The 19,503-nt window shown below is 29.6% G+C and carries 18 protein-coding genes and 1 riboswitch; of the genes, 1 reads left to right on the forward strand and 17 read right to left on the reverse strand.

All coding sequences use genetic code 11. The features are described 5' to 3' along the window. Positions 1-240 precede the first annotated feature (240 nt). The 16 genes from D2A34_RS14955 to D2A34_RS15035 all read right to left on the reverse strand — a co-directional run bounded on the left by D2A34_RS14955 (position 241) and on the right by D2A34_RS15035 (position 17,222). Entirely contained in the window at positions 241-1,245 is a 1,005-nt protein-coding gene (locus tag D2A34_RS14955; protein WP_079441770.1) for an ABC transporter substrate-binding protein, read from the reverse strand. Further along, positions 1,226-2,008, reverse strand: a complete 783-nt coding sequence (locus tag D2A34_RS14960) for an ABC transporter permease (protein WP_079441769.1) — start codon at positions 2,006-2,008, stop codon at positions 1,226-1,228. Before D2A34_RS14960 ends, D2A34_RS14955 begins: the two co-directional genes overlap by 20 nt. Continuing rightward, on the reverse strand, positions 1,995-2,771 hold the full coding sequence (locus D2A34_RS14965; protein ID WP_119367174.1) for an ABC transporter ATP-binding protein: 777 nt from the start codon (positions 2,769-2,771) through the stop codon (positions 1,995-1,997). The genes D2A34_RS14960 and D2A34_RS14965 overlap by 14 nt, the downstream gene beginning before the upstream one ends. A 135-nt stretch (positions 2,772-2,906) precedes the next feature. Next, a riboswitch (TPP riboswitch) is annotated at positions 2,907-3,005 on the reverse strand. Between the two features lie 362 nt (positions 3,006-3,367). Further along, positions 3,368-4,411, reverse strand: coding sequence for a glycerol-3-phosphate dehydrogenase (locus D2A34_RS14970; protein WP_079441767.1), 1,044 nt, complete (start codon positions 4,409-4,411; stop codon positions 3,368-3,370). A gap of 137 nt (positions 4,412-4,548) precedes the next feature. After that, positions 4,549-5,364, reverse strand: coding sequence for an HAD-IIA family hydrolase (locus D2A34_RS14975; RefSeq protein WP_119367175.1), 816 nt, complete (start codon positions 5,362-5,364; stop codon positions 4,549-4,551). Between the two features lie 32 nt (positions 5,365-5,396). Then, positions 5,397-6,773 (reverse strand): sn-glycerol-1-phosphate dehydrogenase, encoded by a 1,377-nt coding sequence (locus D2A34_RS14980; protein ID WP_242966169.1) that lies wholly within the window; start codon positions 6,771-6,773, stop codon positions 5,397-5,399. A gap of 76 nt (positions 6,774-6,849) precedes the next feature. Next, on the reverse strand, positions 6,850-8,124 hold the full coding sequence (locus D2A34_RS14985) for a PTS galactitol transporter subunit IIC (protein WP_079441765.1): 1,275 nt from the start codon (positions 8,122-8,124) through the stop codon (positions 6,850-6,852). A gap of 163 nt (positions 8,125-8,287) precedes the next feature. Then, on the reverse strand, positions 8,288-8,572 hold the full coding sequence (locus D2A34_RS14990; RefSeq protein WP_119367176.1) for a PTS sugar transporter subunit IIB: 285 nt from the start codon (positions 8,570-8,572) through the stop codon (positions 8,288-8,290). A gap of 51 nt (positions 8,573-8,623) precedes the next feature. After that, the gene (locus D2A34_RS14995) at positions 8,624-9,100 is read right to left on the reverse strand and encodes a PTS sugar transporter subunit IIA (protein WP_079441763.1); all 477 of its coding nucleotides are present in this window, start codon (positions 9,098-9,100) and stop codon (positions 8,624-8,626) included. Between the two features lie 172 nt (positions 9,101-9,272). Continuing rightward, positions 9,273-12,254, reverse strand: a complete 2,982-nt coding sequence (locus D2A34_RS15000; protein WP_119367177.1) for a sigma 54-interacting transcriptional regulator — start codon at positions 12,252-12,254, stop codon at positions 9,273-9,275. Between the two features lie 182 nt (positions 12,255-12,436). Next, complete coding sequence (locus D2A34_RS15005) at positions 12,437-13,108, reverse strand: Crp/Fnr family transcriptional regulator (protein ID WP_119367178.1); 672 nt, start codon at positions 13,106-13,108, stop codon at positions 12,437-12,439. A 499-nt stretch (positions 13,109-13,607) separates the two neighbouring features. Next, positions 13,608-14,429: a C40 family peptidase gene (locus D2A34_RS15015; RefSeq protein ID WP_242966168.1), complete on the reverse strand. Its 822-nt coding sequence runs from the start codon at positions 14,427-14,429 to the stop codon at positions 13,608-13,610. A 63-nt stretch (positions 14,430-14,492) separates the two neighbouring features. Then, on the reverse strand, positions 14,493-15,407 hold the full coding sequence (locus D2A34_RS15020; protein ID WP_119367179.1) for a S66 peptidase family protein: 915 nt from the start codon (positions 15,405-15,407) through the stop codon (positions 14,493-14,495). Positions 15,408-15,752: 345 nt separating this feature from the next. Further along, positions 15,753-16,211: a NanQ anomerase/TabA/YiaL family protein gene (locus tag D2A34_RS15025; RefSeq protein ID WP_079441759.1), complete on the reverse strand. Its 459-nt coding sequence runs from the start codon at positions 16,209-16,211 to the stop codon at positions 15,753-15,755. A gap of 197 nt (positions 16,212-16,408) precedes the next feature. Beyond that, the gene (locus D2A34_RS15030; protein ID WP_079441758.1) at positions 16,409-16,564 is read right to left on the reverse strand and encodes a zinc-ribbon domain-containing protein; all 156 of its coding nucleotides are present in this window, start codon (positions 16,562-16,564) and stop codon (positions 16,409-16,411) included. A gap of 160 nt (positions 16,565-16,724) precedes the next feature. Beyond that, the gene (locus D2A34_RS15035) at positions 16,725-17,222 is read right to left on the reverse strand and encodes a CarD family transcriptional regulator (RefSeq protein ID WP_079441757.1); all 498 of its coding nucleotides are present in this window, start codon (positions 17,220-17,222) and stop codon (positions 16,725-16,727) included. 565 nt (positions 17,223-17,787) lie between these two features. On the opposite strand from D2A34_RS15035, the gene fba reads away from it, so the two are divergent. Then, positions 17,788-18,654, forward strand: a complete 867-nt coding sequence (fba, locus tag D2A34_RS15040; protein ID WP_079441545.1) for a class II fructose-1,6-bisphosphate aldolase — start codon at positions 17,788-17,790, stop codon at positions 18,652-18,654. A 44-nt stretch (positions 18,655-18,698) separates the two neighbouring features. Here the strand turns inward: fba and D2A34_RS15045 are convergent, their stop codons facing one another. Beyond that, entirely contained in the window at positions 18,699-19,379 is a 681-nt protein-coding gene (locus tag D2A34_RS15045) for a hypothetical protein (protein ID WP_119367180.1), read from the reverse strand. Between the last annotated feature and the right edge of the window lie 124 nt (positions 19,380-19,503).

Consider the following 19,503-nt stretch of genomic DNA (forward strand, 5'->3'; position numbering starts at 1 on the left):
CTAATATCCTCCAAATAAAAATAGATACAGTTTGGTATGTAGCAACAGATTATTCTATCGGATTTATCACCTCTTATATTTACTAATAACTACCTATCATTTTATTCATTTATTATGATTACAGTACCATTTCATAAACATAAATAAAAAAGATATTATATCCATTACGGTATAATATCTTTTTTATTTATGTTTTCAAATTTTCTAATAGTATTTACTTTTTTCAACATTTAAAGATAATTATTTAAATAATTCTTTACTATCAACTTTACCTTGAAGTAAATTTTTATCTTGCAACCATTTAATATTCTTATTCCAGTTCTCTTCATCTTGACTTAGGAATTTACCACTTTCATTTTCCATAAGAGGCAATAATATTTGCAGACTCTTTTTCTCTGTTTCTGCATCTAGTGGAAAACTTTCATTTTGAGCTTTTAATACTAAGTCTAAAGCTTTATCAGGATTATTTTTAGTGTATTCAAAGCCTTTTTTAGCTGCTTCTAAGAAAGCTTGTATTGTATCGTTATTATTCTTAATAGCATCATCATTTGCAATAAATGCTAATTCATAGTTGTTTGGTACTCCAAAATCTACTGGAGCAAAAGTATCTAATTGAACACCTTGCTTTTCTAATAGTATCTTTTCATGATTGATGTATCCACCAATAATTGCATCAACTTTTTTTGATTCTATTCCAGCCATTAAATCATAACCAACATCTACAAACTCAACCTTTGATGGATCTCCACCTGCTTGAGCAACCATTGTTTTTACTGTTTCCTTATCAATATCAAAAGATGGATATCCAACCTTTTTTCCTTCTAAATCTTTTAGAGTTTTAACTCCTGAATCTTTACGAACCATAAGTTGGTTTAATGAACTCCTAACTATTGCTCCAACTGATTTAACAGGAATACTTTCACCTCTTGCTAAAATAATTTGTTTTGGATAACTTATAGCAATGTCTGCTTTCTTTGCTGCAACAAGTTTAATTCCATCATCTGTTCCAGCAGGTGTAATTAAATTAACTTTTAGTCCTGCTTCTTTAAAATATCCTTGTTCTTCAGCTGCATATAAGAATGTATGAACTGCATTTGGATACCAATCTAAAAGAACACTAATTTCTTTTAATTCTTTAGATGCACTTTTATCCTCATTCTTATTTGCGTTACCAGCGCACCCACTAAACACCAAACTAACTAACATAACAAATACTAATAATATACTAACCTTTTTTAATTTCATAATTATCCTCCTTTAATTTTCTTCTGTATTTTAATAAAATCTTTTCTAGTAAAAATCCTATTGAAAATAAGATCAATCCTAAAAATGATAGAACTAACACTCCAGCAAAAACTGAATCTGATTGCAGCATACCTGCCGCTCTCTTTATATATATACCAAGCCCCGCTTCTGCACCCAACCACTCACCTATTGTAGCTCCTGAAACGCTGTAGGTAGCTGCTATTTTAAAGCTGCTTAAAAAATTAGGTAATACAGAATTCATATGCAATTTAAAAAATATCTGAAGTCTACTTCCCCCTAAGGCTCTTAATACATCTTCCAAATCTTTATCTACCGCATTTAATCCATCTAATGTACTTATAACTATAGGAAAGAAACAAAATAATATTACTACTGCAACCTTAGACCATATACTATATCCAAACCACATAACCATAATTGGAGATAACGCAATGGTTGGGATTGTCTGAGAAAATATTATAATTGGGTATAAAGTTTTTCCAACACTTCTCCAAAGATATATTGAAAGTGCACACGATATGCCTATAATTACAGATATACAAAGCCCTAATATTGCTTCTCCTAAAGTTACTACAGAATGTTTGTATAACAATTCTTTTTGTAACCATAATGCTTTAAGCACATCTGAAAACTTAGGTACAATATAATTTGGAACTTCAAAATATGGTATTAAAAATTCCCACGCTAATAGTATTAATATTAGAAATACAAAAGGAAAAATAAAATCATTAAATCTCTTCATTTTTAACTTCCTCCTTAGTATCTTCTAACATATCAAGAATATTTAAAATGACTCTTTTAAGCTCAATAAACTCACTTGAGAGTGTAGTTTCATAGTTTCTAGGTCTATCGATATTAACCTCAATAGATTTTAAATTTTTATACGGTAGTTCTGTGCAAATAAGTATTCTATCAGATAATAGCAACGCTTCATCAATATCATGGGTTATCATAAATACAGTATTTTTCTCTTTTTGACATAGGTCCAATAACCATGTTTGCATCTTTCTTCTTGTTAGTGCATCTAAAGAAGAAAAAGGTTCATCTAATAATAGTATCGATGGATTATTTACGATAGCTCTTAAAAATGATGCTCTCTGCCTCATACCGCCTGATAGTTCATGAGGATAGAATTTTTCAGTACCTTTCAGCCCAAAACTTTCGAAATATTCTACAGCTTTATTTCTTGCATCTTTCTTGCTATAACCATTTAATTCAAGGCCGACAGCTGTATTATCAAGTATATTTCTCCAAGGCATTAAAGAATCCTTTTGAGGCATATACCCTATAATGTTTTTAACTCCTTCTTTTAAGATATTAATATTGCCCTTTTGGGGGTTTAATAAACCTAAAATTAATCTAAAAAGTGTACTTTTACCAGTACCACTAGGTGCAATAATTGTAACAAATTCATTTTTATCTATACTAAATGATAGGTCGTCAATTATAAGTTTATTTGAATCTGTATATTTAAAGAATAAATTATGAATTTCTAATGCCTTCATTTATATAACCCAACTCTCTTTAATAAATAATCTTTGTGAAAATTGCATAAAAAAACTCCTTTCAAACAGTACAAAAAATACCATTGAAAAGAGTTAATAATCAAATTAATTATAAATCATCATAACTTCGAGATTTAAATTATCATACAACTTCCCTTCGCTGGCATTATCCAGTGCAGGTTCAAAGGGTCTGAAAAATTCATCTCAGCCTTAATGGCTCCCCTAGTACTCGTCTAAATTTTATACTTTAAATTAAACAATGTCAATCATAAGTTACATTTTAAATCCTCTTGCTATTACTTTTTTATAGCATATTATATATAACTCATGATTTTTGTTTTCATTGCTACACTCTAAATCACGTTTTTTGTTAACTTTACTTTACATAATAATTATTATATCTCTTTTATCTTTCCTTTACTACCTATCTAGCCCTATTATTTATATCTATTGGATAAGGAATCTTCTAAAACCCTTGTCATTGCTTATTTTTAGCAGCAAATCCAGATATATAAAAATCCCCTTATTTCTTGATCCAAGAAATAAGGGGATTTTTATATCAACTCTATATCGTTAAAATCACTTTTATTTTATAATTATATTTTTTCTGATTCAAAAGATTTCCACGGAATATCAACTATATTTCCTGAGTTTATTATCTCATCAATATGAATCAACATTGGGAACTCTTGTAATTTGACTATGCCTTTCTCAGCTAGAGAACGTACATATTTTGCTGCACGAGTAGCAATAACTACAGATTCCAATGTAACTCCTTTTAATTGTTCCATAGCTTCCTCAAATGAAAATCCTTGTCCTAATAAGGTTCCTATTCTACGAGTACGTCCGCCAAAAACTGTCACATATAGGTCTCCGCCAAAATATATAATATTTTCTTCACCACTTCCGACTATTTCAAGAAGGTGTTTCGCTTCCTTTATGCTTTGTCCAAAAAGTGCAGCCTGAGAATTATAATGTTCCTTTCCAGAGCCATCAGCTCCAATAGCTAATCCAATAGCGAGTGATACACCCAGGGCGTAAGCGTTCTTCAATGCAACTGCACATTCAACCCCCACAATATCTTTAGATAAGCTAATATGATAGTATGATGTCTCAAATAAATTCTTGAAAATTCTAAGTATTTTTATATCATCTCCACAAAATACAACTTCGGAATTATCTTTGTCGGCAAGTTCATAGCTAGTACATGGGCCACCTACTGCACTGATAGAAAGTTTCTTATTAGCAGGAAGTTTGCTTAAAAAGTACTGTGGATAATTAATCATTTTGCCATCCTCTTCAGTAATCATCCCCTTAGTTATTGAGAGAACAGGAATCTCTTCAGGTAAAATAGGCAATATGTTGTCTGCAAACCAATCAACACCAAAACTGCTAACTCCACAAATAATAACTTCAGCTCCGTCTATTGCTTTATTTACATCTTCAATTTGATAATATTCAATACCTGCTTTGGGTAATTGGCGCTTTAATGTAGTATGAAAACCGGTATCCTTCGCAATATTTATGATATCTCTATCTAATGGTGTACCAACAAGTCGCACCTTATTATTATTTTCTGTTGCTGGAAAAGTTAGTGCAGAAGCCATTTGACCTGCTCCAATAATTGTTATAATACTCATAATATTACCTCCCAATTTTAACATTAATTAGTTCTTTTAAAATAATTTTGACTTTATTTAATTTTTTAATTTATCTCAGTTTACGAGGTTTCAGCCATACTCAATAAATTTTTCCCATTTTTTCTACCATACAGCTATTAAATAAAGCTCTTCTGAAACTGCTTAAGTTCTTCACCAATATACTTGATTGATGAAAATACATAATCTGCAGGTATGTCAGACTTTTTATACATTTCTTCTGACGTCTCACCACTTAATACAAGAATACTGGTTATTCCTGCATTTACTCCAGTTTTAATATCAGTGTATAGTCTGTCTCCTACAATTGCCACATCTTCTTTTTTAAGGCCATACTTTTCAATAATAGCCTCTACTATATATCCATATGGCTTACCTATAACTACAGGAGAAACACCTGTGGATGCCTCAAACATTCTTATCATAGAGCCAGTATCCGGCATATATTTACTGTCTTCAATTGGACAATTGAAATCTGGATGAGTAGCTAAAAATGGTATTCCATCTCTCAGATAATCACAAGCTGTCCATATTTTTTCATAGGTTAGTGTAGTATCAAAACCAAGAACTACATAATCCGGCTTGTCATTTTCGTCATTAACTAATATAAATCCTGCCTTTTCAAATTCTTTCATAAGTGGTTCTGTACCCATTAGATATATTTTATTACCTGGGCAGTTTTTCTTCATATACCATATGGTAGCTTCACCAGATGTATAAACTTGTTCTTCATCAACATGGCAGCCAAGCGCTGAAAGCTTTTGCTTGTAGGTTGATTTATTTTTCGAAGAGTTATTTGTTAAGAATATGAACTTCTTTTGCTGACTTTTTAAAATATCTAGAAAGTCTAATGCACCGTCAATAAGTGTATTTCCAAGGTAAAAAGTTCCATCCATATCTAATAGAAAACATTTAATATCATTTAACTCATTCATTTTTTACCTCCCTATTAAAACATATAATTATCTTATATGTTGTTGGATCTATACAATTTATTAGCAATTAAATTAGCAAATTCCTCTGTTAATCCAAGATCATCGATTAGATGCACAACGCCATATCTGGTTCTTATGTCCTTTGCAGCAATGAAGGTCTTAATAAATAAATTCTTATCAATTCCAAGCTCTTCAGGATGCCATACACATCCCCCGTCCTGTAATACTTTCTTTACATTCTCAGAACTTGGTACTATAGTATGCCCAATATTAAGAATCTCCTTCCAATTTGATGCTATCTTTTCTGCATTTACTTGTCTCTTATCAGGGTCCAATTCAATTGAATCCTTTTTATAATTAATTATATTGCCTGCCACTTTACCAAATACACTCTCAATATTTTGTCTCCATTTATTCATATCATAGAATCTGAAGCTTCTCTTAGCCATTACACTTTCTATATCTATATCCTTTAATGCCTCAAATAACATAGCCATAACCACTGTGCCTACTCCAACAAAGTTTCCATGTACCCATTTTTCCTCGCTTCTTCTTGCATGGAACATGATCTCCCACCCATGGGCAATATGGTGCTCGGAACCTGAAGCAGGTCTTGAACATCCTGCCATTCCTATAGTTATTCCTGATAAAACTAATGCATCTGTTATATTTTTTACAACGTCATCATTCCTTTCAGGAATCATTGGCGCAGCAGCAACACACTTATCTACTGCAGCTTGAACCATATCTGCAATAGTTTTACAATAATATTCTCCTGTTAATAGATTTGCAATTGACCAATCTGCAAGAGCAGTATATTTACCTAATACATCGCCAAGTCCTGAACAGAGTAAATACATTGGGGCATTCTTCATAATCACAATATCTGAATATATTCCATAAGGATATATAGCTTTATGGGATTCTTTAAAACCATCTGTGATTAAAGGAGACACTACTGATGCATAACCATCCATGGATGGTGCTGTACCAACTATTGCATAAGGTACATGTACTCTGTAAGCTACATATCTGCAAATGTCATTTATAACACCTGAACCTACAGCAAGTATAAGTGCAGTATCATCTTCTATTTCTATAAGAACCCTGCCAAGAGCATATACATCAGGCAATAAGTGTTCCTGTGGAAACACATATTTCTTTAATGAAAAATCATTCTTTAATATATCTTCTACTCTTATTCCAGCTACAGCATATGTGTGGATATCTTGTACAATCAATATCTTTTTGTTTTTGAATTCCTTCAAAAATTCTGGGAGCTGTTCCATTATGTTGCTTCCTATTTTCACAGAATTGATTTCTACACTATGTCTTTTCCCACATTCACATCTAAAATCCATTTCAAGAAGTTCTTCTACTTTTAAATTTGTTACATCCACTGTAATCATCACCCTTTCCTTGTAAATAACAAACGATGTTAAAGAGTACAATTCAGTACTCTTTAACAATTTGAATTATTTAATATTACAAAGTACCAGTAAATAATTGGAATATCTTAATAACAATCCAGTTTAAGAAATTACCACCCATATCTAAGCTTGAAATAGTTGATGTTCCTGCTGGCATTGTAAACTGAGCCATTTGTGCCATTTGAGTATGGAATCCGGCAATATTTGTTGCCATTAGTAATCCTAACCCCATAACAATTGTACCTGCTATAACTGAGTGAACTATATTGCCTTTTGCTGCACCAACTATAAACGCAACATAGAAACATATAGTAGCTAAATCTCCAAAAGGCAAAACTTGATTTCCTGGTAGTATTACTGCTAAAAATAGTGTGATAGGAACTAATACAAGTGCTGTTGCAATAACTGCTGGATGTCCAACTGCTACTGCAGCATCTAATCCAATTGTAAGATTTCTATCTTTACCAAAGTCTTTCTTTTGTAAAAATTCTCTAACCGATTCCGAAACAGGGATTAAACCTTCCATAAGTATTCTAACCATTCTAGGCATTAAGAACATAACACCAGCCATAGAAATACCTATTTGTAGAGTTTTATCTACACCATATCCAGCAAGAATTCCAAGTACAACACCAAGAATAAGTCCCATCATCATAGGTTCTCCAAAAACACCAAATCTCTTTTGAATTGTTTCTGGGTCTGCCTTTAGATTTTTAATACCTGGAATCTTTTTAACAATATTAACAACAGGAATACCTATAAGACCACAAGCTGCGGTTGAACCAGTTGGTAATGATACACCATCAAGTCCAAAGAATTCTTGAACCATTGGAGCTGTTTTATCAGCAATTTTAATAACAGCAATTTCGTATAAAATACCAGCTAAAATAGCAAGTAACCAGTTGCCATTAGTTAATACATATACGCTTGCACCTGCTGCAGTAAAGTGCCAATAATTCCATATATCAATATCAACTACATTTGTTGTCTTTGTAGCGAGCATTACAAAGTTTACCAACATAGCTATCGGAATCATAATCGCTGCTATAGGAGATGCCCAGCTAATTGCTGCCGCTGCTGGCCAGCCTACGTCTATTATACTTAGCTGTAATCCATATCTAGTAACCATTTGTTGTGCTGCTCCTCCAAGGTTAGTTGTAAGAAGTCCAACAACTAAATTTATACCAACAAAGCCTATACCAATTGTCATACCTGATCTAAATGCCTTTTTAAATCCTTGTCCAAATATTATACCGATAATAGTAATTGTTAATGGAAGCATAACGGTTGGTCCTAAGTTCAAAATGTATTGTACTACCTCTAATAACATTCTTTTTTCCCCCTATATTATCAATTTCTATTTATTTTAATAAATTCTTAATTAACATGTTGCTATCCTAAGCTTCAAATATATATTTTTATGTGTTATAATAGTGTGTAGTTCAATTAATTTAATTTTTTATATAGGTCCACCTTTAAAGTGGCCTATTTTTTTACTTTAAAGCTTCAATTATTCCTTGGTCGACTTTGCCTGGATTAATATTAGTTAGATAGTTCATAGCGTTTATTACAGGAAATTTATAATTTCGTGATGAAATTGTAGTTGTTACTAAAAGATCTGCCTGATCTTCATAACCAGATACTTCTGAAATCTTACATTGTATAATTCTCGCATTAATGCCATTAGTTTTAATTAGATCCTCCACCTTTTTACATACAACTGTTGAAGTTGCAATTCCTGTCCCACAAGCTACTAATATTAGTTTTTGTTTGTCCATTTTTTTACCTCCTTAAAATATAATTCTATAATTTAAATAATTGCTCATTACTTATTCGCAATTATAATTAAAGCTTGAAACGATATCATATACCTTGTCACTATTTTTTGCTTGAAGCATATTTTCTAGAATACTTTCATTCTGGATTAAAAACATTAATTGCTGTAACATTACTATCTGGCTGTGAGGTTCATTTAAGGCCATGGTAAATACTATATTAACAGCCACACTTCCATTTCCATCCATACAATTAAATTCAACAGGATCTTTTAGTGTTGCAATAGCTATAGCTGGCTTTTTAACATGAACAGCATCTGTATGAGGTATTGCAACATTGTATTTTCCAAGTAATAAACCTGTTGGAAATTTATTTTCTCTATCTACTAATCCATTAAAAAAGGAATTTTCTACAAATCCTGCTTCAAACAATATGGGAGACATCTTCTTAAAGACATCCTCTGCTGATTTAGCCTCAAGGTTGCTTACTACTAAATCTCTTCTTAAAAATTCTCTAATACTTCTAGTCATTTAACTTCCTCCTTTTTTATAAGTCTTTTATACGTTTTCATCCATGATTACATTCTCATATATTTATTAAGCAATTGTCATGCCAAAACTATGTTGAAAAAGTAATATGTTATTTTAAATATAAAAAACAAGGTAGATTTTTTTATTTTCTACCTTGTTATTTAAATAAATGCTACATTTTAAGTAATATGTCTGAAATTTCTTTAGCTGAATTTGCATGCCTTATTCTATCAGCTACTTCACTCCTTGATAAGGTATCAAATAATTGTTTTACTATTTTTCCATCGCTCTCTTTTAGCGCAAGCATAATAACAACATCAACTTTACAATTATAATCCCATAAGATTGGATTATTAAGTTTAAAAATAACCAATGATGATTTCTCCACAAACTCTGAAAAACCATGAGGTATACCGAAAGTTCCTTCAAACAAGGTTCCACCCATCATTTCTCTTTTATATACACTTATTGTAAAATTTTCTTTAACCCTTTCTTTTGTAATGAGCATGTTACACATTTCATCTATTAGATCACTTTTTACAGATACATTATCCCTAATTTGTATGAATTCTTCATCAATTACATTAATTAAAGGATTGATACTCTTTTCTATTCCAAGTAAATCTTTTAGTCTTGATTTACCTGACTCTTTTAGAATATCTTGAAAAGATATAAATGGAATATTATCTAATTCCGGATCAATGGTTCCAACAATTGCGGCTATATTATTTTCTCTAGTAATTTTAATTATCTCATCCTGAGCATTCTTTCTATTCATGATTCCGATTGGTATAATATTTAAATTTTTATTTAAACTCCCCAATACATCTTCAAGATATTTTTTTATTTTTAAAGCCGTGCCTTCTCCAGTTATACATACTGTAATTATAGTTTTAATATAGTTCTTTACACCTTGTACTTTTCCAACATAGGCCTTGTCCCCATCAAGTGCCTTAGAAATTTCATACAGATTGCTATTTTCAATTAAAGATCTTCTAACAGCTTCCAATACCATTACCGTATCTACCCTTCCAATAACCATTGTTGGAATTCCTGTTTCTTTAGTTATGATTTCTCCAAAGGTAACTAATGACCCCATATCCACTAATAATAAGCATCCTTTGCCTTCATGGACTTTCTTTACAGCCTCTATAGTTCTTTCAAGCAAAATTTGAGGACTTTCATCAAGTGACATTTCTATTCCTATGGCAAGATTTGTACCTAACAGCTTATTTGCTACATCGGCCATACCACAAGCAACATGTCCATGACTTAATACAATAACTGCCACTCTGCGTACATTTTTATCCACCTCCGAAAACGTTTTTAAGTACATGGCAATAAAGCCTATTTCATCTTCTGGAAGTTCAATATCTAAACTTTTATTTATCTCTTTAGTTAATATTTTTGCAATTCTATATTCGTTATAATATTCCTTTTTAATATAGTCAGACTCAGGATTCTTTATTATCCTGCCCTGTTTTAATCTATCAAAGGTTGAATTTAAGTGCATTGCTACACAATAATAAAAATTTTCCTGGATATTTTCTATATATTGTTTTGCAATATTAGTTACTTTTTCAACCACATTTAATATCTTTTCATCTATTATATTTTTTAATTCTTCCTTAGGAAAAAATATATTTGCTTCTATATTTTTTGCAAATTTACTTAAATTTGATTCCACCTTACTCCATAATATTTTGTTAATTTCATCTTTACTGAGTCCTTGCTTTTCGAGTTTATAATACTTCTCCTCTATATTACTATATATTCCATCAGGTAACATATATCTATCATCTTTTGATTTTTGAGTAACAACATCATTAGGACTCGCAACTAAATCTTCATTAAAAATTTCTTCAGACACTAGTTCTCTATCCTCAACGCTTAATATCCCTAATGGAACGTGCTTAGGTAAATTCTTTATATTAATAACTACTTCATTTGAATTATTGCTTAATGAATTACAAAAACCTCTTGCACACGCAACTTGTATATCACTTCTTAATTGCCCTATGTTTCCTGGACAATTGTATAATAATAAGGATCTAATAACCTCATAGCGCACGGTAATTTCTTTTCCGACTCTTGCTGATTCTTGTGAAAAAAAGCTTTTGACTAGTACATATTTTTCATTAATAGGCCTGTTATTAATGGAAGGAAGCTCAATTATCATTGGTATTCTTCTTCTAAATGTTAATAACAAGGATGATTTAGGATCTTCTGTAGTTGCTGCAATTATCATTACATTAGCTGTTCTGCTATTTTCAGTTTCACCAAGCCTTCTATACTTTCCCTTATCCAGCAAATAGAATAATATTTCCTGTCCTTCGCTTGGCAATCTATGCACTTCATCCAAAAATAATATTCCATTATTTGCTTTCTCAACTAAACCAACTTTGTCTGTATTAGCACCAGTGAAAGAACCTTTACTATAACCAAATAGTTGAGAAAGGAGTAATTGTGGATTATCTACATAATCAGCACAGTTAAATAGTATAAATGGTGCATTTTTTTCAAAGTTGGAAGAATTGATTGCAAAGTTAAACATGGCTTCTGCAAAAAAACTTTTTCCAACACCTGATGGCCCAAGTAAAAGAGTGTGTAGTCCATGAGGTGGATATAAGACCGCTGCTTCTGCTTGACTAATAGCATTTTTTAATGAACCATGATATCCTATAATTTTTCTTAAACAATTATTCTTTTCTTTATTTTCTTGGTTAATTGTATCTACAATTGCTTGATCACTTATTTCTTGTATGTTTTCGTTTACCAAACATTTAACTTCAGTTGAGCTTTCCGGTAAATTCTCCGCCACTCTCTCTACTCCATCCAGATTCTGTTGAAATATTTCTGCAATTATATTCTTTTTTATCTGAGTCACAGAATATCTAGAAATATCATATCCAAGAAGAGATAATTTTTTGCATAATTGCCTGTCTGAAATATCTTTATCTTCAATTACTATTTTTTTTATATCACTGTATAATATAGATTCTTTTCTTTGGCGAGAATTATTTATATTTTTTTCAGTCCTAAATTGAGTTATATATTCTCTAGTTGTATTTACTAATCTAGCTATATCACTATCTGTCAATGGATTTCTTTTATCTTCATTCTCAATTAGTTCAAGGATTCTATTTTCGAGCAAAATTCTTCCCCCTCGGTTAATGAATTCATATTTACAAACATAATAATTATATTATAATTCATTTTCCTATTTTTTCCATAGATTTATTTGCTCATTTCTCTTTAATATCTTGTTTATTTTTATCAATAAATATCGTTGCTATTTAACTTCCTAACTGTTTATAATAGAAATATTAAATATCCTTATTCAATAAGATCATTTAAATCCTTAATTATAATTATTTTACCTCGTTCTAATTTTATATATCCTTTTTTCTCAATTTGTTTTAATTTCCTGCTTACAACTTCTCTTACAGAGTCAATTTCAAAAGCTAATTCACTATGAGTTGCATATACTATATTATTTTTTTTGTTACTTAATAATTTTATAAGTCTTGTTTCCAACGATTCATGAACTATTTCCTCTTTATTTTCAATGACTTTCTTAAATTTATTATATAAATCTTCATATATATATGATAAAAATTCAACATCTTTTATAACATAATATCTCATGACATCTATTGGAATAACGCAAATCTCTGAATCTTGAATTGCTTTTCCTATTATATTTAATGACTCAAAATTTGATATGCAGTATAGAGCGGCATGACAAAATTCACCTTGTTTTAAGTTATATAAGTTTGTTTCATCACCATTTTGATTTATTTTTTCTATTTTAATAGAACCTTTTAATACGAACAAAATTCCAGTACATAGCCCTTCTTCTGACTTTACATATTCATCTGCATAAATAGTTTTAAAAATTGCATTTTTACTTATTACATTATTATTTTTTTCATTTATTCGTTTTAGTATTGAGTAGTTATCATATAAAGTTTTTATATTATTATCTCTTATATCACTGATTTTCATTGTGTACCCTCCATGAAATAATTACATTTATATGAACGTAAAATATTTTTTATACCTCCCATAATTCATACTAAAACCTTACTTTAACTTTTTATTTCTCATATTAATATTTTTAAACCAATACCACTAACCTTTTGTGACTTAGTCATATTATATATTATTCATATATAGGACTACATAAGAAAAGAGTGTTACAAAATTCAAAACACTCCTTTCTTATATATCTATTAGCATTTACATACCTTCATCAATTACTTTTTATGATTCAGAATAAGTTCTTAGGTGTATTATAAGCCTTATTCATCCTTTTTTTACATTCAATTCGTTAAAGCCACATGCCATTCAACTATTTGTCCTAAGGAGGATGAGTATATTGCTCTTAACTCTGAGGTGCACTTGTTAATGTAGCATTAAGATACATACCTACACCTTCTTTTGCTGAATCAAGCATACTTGAAACTATTATTTCATGAAAAATCTCGATTATACAAAGACATTATTAAAATATGCTTCCATAAATTTTAGGGCTTTTCTTTAAATCGTCACTATAATTATCAGAATATTTGTTAAAACTATTTACTTTGACTATATCATTACTTGTTGATGAATGAACAAAATTTCCTTTTTCTAAATACATAGCAACATGTCCAGGAAAAAATATCAAATCACCTTTTTTTAATTTTTCACAAGTAATTTCTTTAATTGGAAAACCTTCTTTAATCTTAGCATCTCTATAAATTAATATCCCATTTAACATATATGCCATAGAACAAAGGCCCGAACAATCAATCCCTAAAGGGGTTTTTCCTCCCCATCTATATTGAGTTCCTAAATAGCTTAACGCAGATTTAACTAAATTTTCTCTTAAAACCTCTTCCCCATCTATAGTGTAAGTTTTTTTCAAATCCGAAATAAAATTTTTTCTTATCCACCCTATTTTAGAATTAGGTAATATCACTTTTACAAATTTTTGATTTTCACTTATATGGTTAGTTGAAATTAAATTAGCTCCCCGTGTTAAATTTGCTAGTTGGTATCCAGATGCCTCTGGTTTATTAAGTACATCTGCAAAGGAATTTATTACTACTACATTCTTTTCTTTTTCCCATTGTTTCGATATTTTATCACTTATCATTAATGCTTCTTTATTAATGTAACCTTCATATTTATAGAGTGTTTTTATATAAACCCAGTTATTCAGTGATTCTTTTATTATCTCAACATTCATTCCAAATAATACTTCATCAACATTTTCAGAATTATCCTTTGGTTCACTTTTTAATACTCCAATGGTTTTATTGACTACTGCATATTTCATCATCTACTCACCTCATATTATTTTAATTGTCTTAACACTAGAGTACTTGGCCTACGGTATAATGTATTAAAGTACAGTTATTTTACACTTATCCCCATTGATTTTCACTTTTGATCCCATTGGAAGACTTAGAGTAGGCATACAATGACCACAAGCTAAATTATAAATTGTTGGCTTATTTTCCGGTTTTATTAGCTCTTCGAATACTTCTATTAAATCTAAGCTATTTTCTCCTTCCTTTGCTTCGCAATTTGTCCAAGCTCCTAAAATAATTCCTTCTGCATCTTTAAACTTTCCACATTGTTTCAACTGCAGAAGCATTCGATCTATTTTATACGGCGATTCATCAACCTCTTCTAAAAATAATATTCTTCCTTTTATATCCAATTCATATGGCGTTCCCATAGATGAAACGACTAAAGAAAGATTTCCTCCAATTAATTTTCCTTTTGCTTTACCACATACCAAACTTTTAAGTTCTTGTCCATTAGGATTATCAATCGCACCTAAAGGTTCATCTGAAAATATATTTTTCTTAAAGTAATCTAGTGTGTAGTCATCTATCCCCTTATAAAATTCTGTTGATGCCATTGGAGTATGGAAAGTTATTAATTTACATTTCTCATTTAATACATTGTGCAGTGCTGTCACATCACTGTATCCAGCAAATACCTTAGGATTTTTCTTTATCATATCATAGTCTAACAGGTCTAATAATCTCGCTGCACCATAGCCACCTCTTATAGCAAAGATACCATTTATATTTTTGTCATGAAACATGAGATTTATATCATTTGCTCGTAACTCATCATCTCCAGCAAGAAATCCATGATAACTTCTACAGCTCTCTCCTAAAACTACTTTAAGTCCTAAATCTTCCATAGCTTTAATTGCTCGTTCAATTCTTTCTTGTTTTACAGGTCCCGAGGGAGCTAGTAAGCCTATTTTATCTCCTTTTTTTAATGGTTTTGGCCTTATCATTTTATCACTTCCTATATAAAATTTATTCATAAAATCAAAATCATTATAGTTTAATACACTGCCCCTATTTAATGTATATTTAAATTTTAATTAAACATTACATTTTATAAATTTTTCTTTATAATTTAGTATTCTTGATACGTAAACTTTTCATAATAATACTGATATTATAAATTCCAAATAAATTAATTTGACATATATTTTAAACGATGATGAGGTCATGAAATATAAATTATTAAGCATATTTAGACTATAATTTAAAATTAAAAAGCATCTAAAATCGGGTGTAGCGCACACGTGAACACAACACCCGATCTTAGATATATAAAAATTGTTTGTTAAAGCTTATTCGCAAGCAACTTTAACTACTACTTTTTTAACTTTTGAGCATTCATTTAATGCACATCCAGGCTTATGACCATCTTCCGGAAAGAAGATAGCATAATCACCACTCTTAAATTTTATATTTGCGCCATTTGTAGTTTCATTGTAAAAAATCAAATCTTTATCCATTCTAAAATCTTCTTTAATCTCAAGGCAACTTACAGGTGCAAAACCCATTACTTCTTGTCCATCAACTATTAATTGAATATCAATATATTTTTCATGAGATTCCCAATTCTTCTGTTCTTCCCTTTCCGTAGTATATTCTTGAATCATCGCAAATATTTTTTCTCCTTCTATTTCATATTTTCCTACGGCTAGCTCCTTTAAATTTTGCCCTCTTAAATACTCAAAAGCCTTCTCAAAATTCTTATTAATACTTGAATAATTTCTGTTAATATTTATGTTCTCACAAATCATAACTAACTTCCTCCTAAATTCTTATTAGTTTTATTTCATAATTTAACTACATATTTCATATGATATACTTACTATCAAAAAATTTCAAATAATTATTAATATTCTAAATGTGTAAATTTTTTCTACAAATACATTCTTTCTATTACAAATAAAAAGAGCTATAAGAAAATCTTATAACTCATTAAATCCAAACAATACTATCTTCTGTTGTTTTGTTCTTTTTTTATTCTTCTACAAGCTATACATCTTGTAGGTTCATTTGTGAATCCTTTTTCTTGGTAAAATTCTTGTTCTCCAACTGTGAAAACAAATTCATTTCCACAATCTCTGCACACTAAAGTTTTTTCTGTCATATTAAGTTCCTCCTTTTTATTAAAGATTAATATATTGATTCATATAATTCTCAAAAAGGAGAAGTTTACATATCTATAAAAAACCTTCTTAAATTTTAACTACATATTTTATTATAACAAATTTCAAGAAAATAACAAGCCTTTTCTTTTTATTCTAAATCTAATTATAAAATCCCATTGAAACATCCAAAAGAGTAGTTGCTTCATCATTAGTTACCTTCTTTGATTGAGATATCTCTTCTATTACTATTTTTTTTGCATTAACTAGCATCTGTTTTTCACTTGAATTCAAATTATGTTCCATTTTTAGTTGAGTTAGATTACATATGATTTCAAGATAATTTTCTAATGTTCCAGATTTTAATTTCGAGTCGTTAATAATTTTTCTTTCTTTAAAATTAACTTTTGAAAGCAAACCTGGTTCAACTGTATATTTATAAATATTCTTAAGGCTACTATCTAAAGTTTTAGAATCACTAATTAACCTCATGTTTGATGATTCTATCCTGCAAAATGGCAAAGTTAATTTCATAGAACTATTATTCAATTGTATTGTATAATAGTTTTGTTTTTCACCTTTAAACTCTTTTTCTTCAATAATATCAATTACTCCTACCCCTTGACTTGGATAGACAATTACATCTCCTATATTAAACAAATAATGACCTCCTTAATTACTTCCCTAATACACATTATAACATACAAATTACTTTTTGTAAAATTTTTATTTTATCACGAATATATTATAGTGTCAATATTTTTTATATTAGATTTTTTTCAAAGTAATCATTGTTTTTTAATCTCCGTAATATACCAAATAATTAAATGATTCAATTTATCTTACAGATTTATTATGTAGCAATGATAACTTAATCCTTTAAATAAATAAATTCGTAATAATTATAATTATAAAACATATATCAAGCCAGATTAATGCTCATTTTCGTAAAAATATATTTAAATTGTTTATTGTCATAAATATTAATAATATTGAGAATACTATTCTTATAATCATATGGCTGATTATTTTCATATTGTTATTGTAAACAATACTTATTAATTTACACAATAAGAGCATAATTTTCAATTTTATGTTTTCATATAGTAAATTTTAGAGTATAATTAAATTGAAAAAGGAAACTTAGTATGAAAAATGTAATAATAGGTTTTCTTGAGATATTATAGTTTTTATAATAAATATACAAGTATACGGAGGTCGTAAAATGTTAACATCAGCTAAAGAAATGTTAAACAAAGCTAGAGAAGGAAAATACGCGGTTGGTCAATTCAACATCAACAACTTAGAATGGACTAAAGCTGTATTATTAACTGCACAAGAAAACAATTCACCAGTTATATTAGGTGTATCTGCAGGTGCTGGAAAGTACATGACTGGATTTAAGACTGTATCAGCTATGGTTAATGCTATGATTGAAGAATTAAAAATTACTGTTCCAGTAGCATTACACTTAGATCATGGTACTTATGACGAATGTTATAAATGTATTGAAGCTGGATTCTCATCAATCATGTTTGATGGATCTCACTATCCAATAGCTGAAAATATTGAAAAGACTAGAGAATTAGTTGCTGTAGCTAATGAAAAAGGTCTTTCTTTAGAAGCAGAAGTTGGTTCAATCGGTGGAGAAGAAGACGGAATCATCGGTAAAGGTGAAGTTGCTGATGCAAATGAATGTAAGCAAATTGCTGATTTAGGAGTTACAATGTTAGCTGCTGGAATTGGAAACATTCACGGTAAATACCCTGCAAACTGGGCTGGATTAGATTTTGATGCATTAGCTAAAATAGAAGAAGCTGTTGGAACTTCTATGCCATTAGTATTACATGGTGGTACTGGAATTCCTGAAGATATGATTAAGGAAGCTATATCTCTTGGAGTAGCTAAAATCAACGTTAACACTGAATGTCAATTATCATTCCAAGAAGCTACAAGAAAATATATTGAAGCTGGAAAAGATTTAGAAGGAAAAGGATTTGATCCAAGAAAGTTATTAAATCCTGGATTCGAAGCTATTAAAGCTACAGTTAAAGAAAAAATGGAATTATTCGGTTCAGTGAATCAAGCATAATTTCATTATATATAAAAGGAGCATCTATTTTTAGTTGCTCCTTTTTAAATTGTTATTTTGATTAAACTCCCTTCAGAATCTGTGATAAAACCTTCATAATATCTATCACTAATTATCCTAGTTTCTTTATCTTTCTCATATCTGGCTTGTCTGATTCTTTTAGTTAAATCATATAGTTTTTCTTGTCCTCTATTAGAGCTTACTATCCTAGAATACATGTCAGTTGAATTCTTATTCTCTTTAGGATTGTTATATTTTTTATTTATTAACTTTAAGTTAGCTCCAGCTCTAAAGTCATTAAGATATGAAGGTAAACATCGATTATTATCAACAGCATTCTCCTCTATTCCTATATTAAAAATATTATCAGCGCGATTTTCAAATGGTGTCACATTATTAATTAATGTATATAAATTAAATTCTGAATTTTCTTCTAAACTCATTTTACTATTTAGTTTTTCAAAAATCCAATTATTACTTTTATTTTTTACAAGCTTACCTAAAATATCTAACTTCTCTCCACCAGTCAAATTATATTTACTTAAAATTTGAATAACCTCAGCAATCCTAGCATTTACTTCTACAAAATCTAACCCTTTTTTTATACAAGCTAATTGAGAAATATATTTTGTATCATTTATAATTGCGCTAGTTGAACGTTCACAATTACTTTCTTTTATTTTCTTCAAACCATCGTTTAATAAATTTAATATATATATAAACATTTTATCATCTCCTTGATTGGAATAAACTTATAAATCTATACGTTTACATCTATTGCATAATTATATTCTATTTTTCGTTTTATTTCTACATAAATTAGTGATTTCCTTATTATTTTTAATAATA

It is taken from the genome of Clostridium chromiireducens, from assembly GCF_003575225.1.
Taxonomy (GTDB): Bacteria; Bacillota; Clostridia; order Clostridiales; family Clostridiaceae; genus Clostridium; species Clostridium chromiireducens.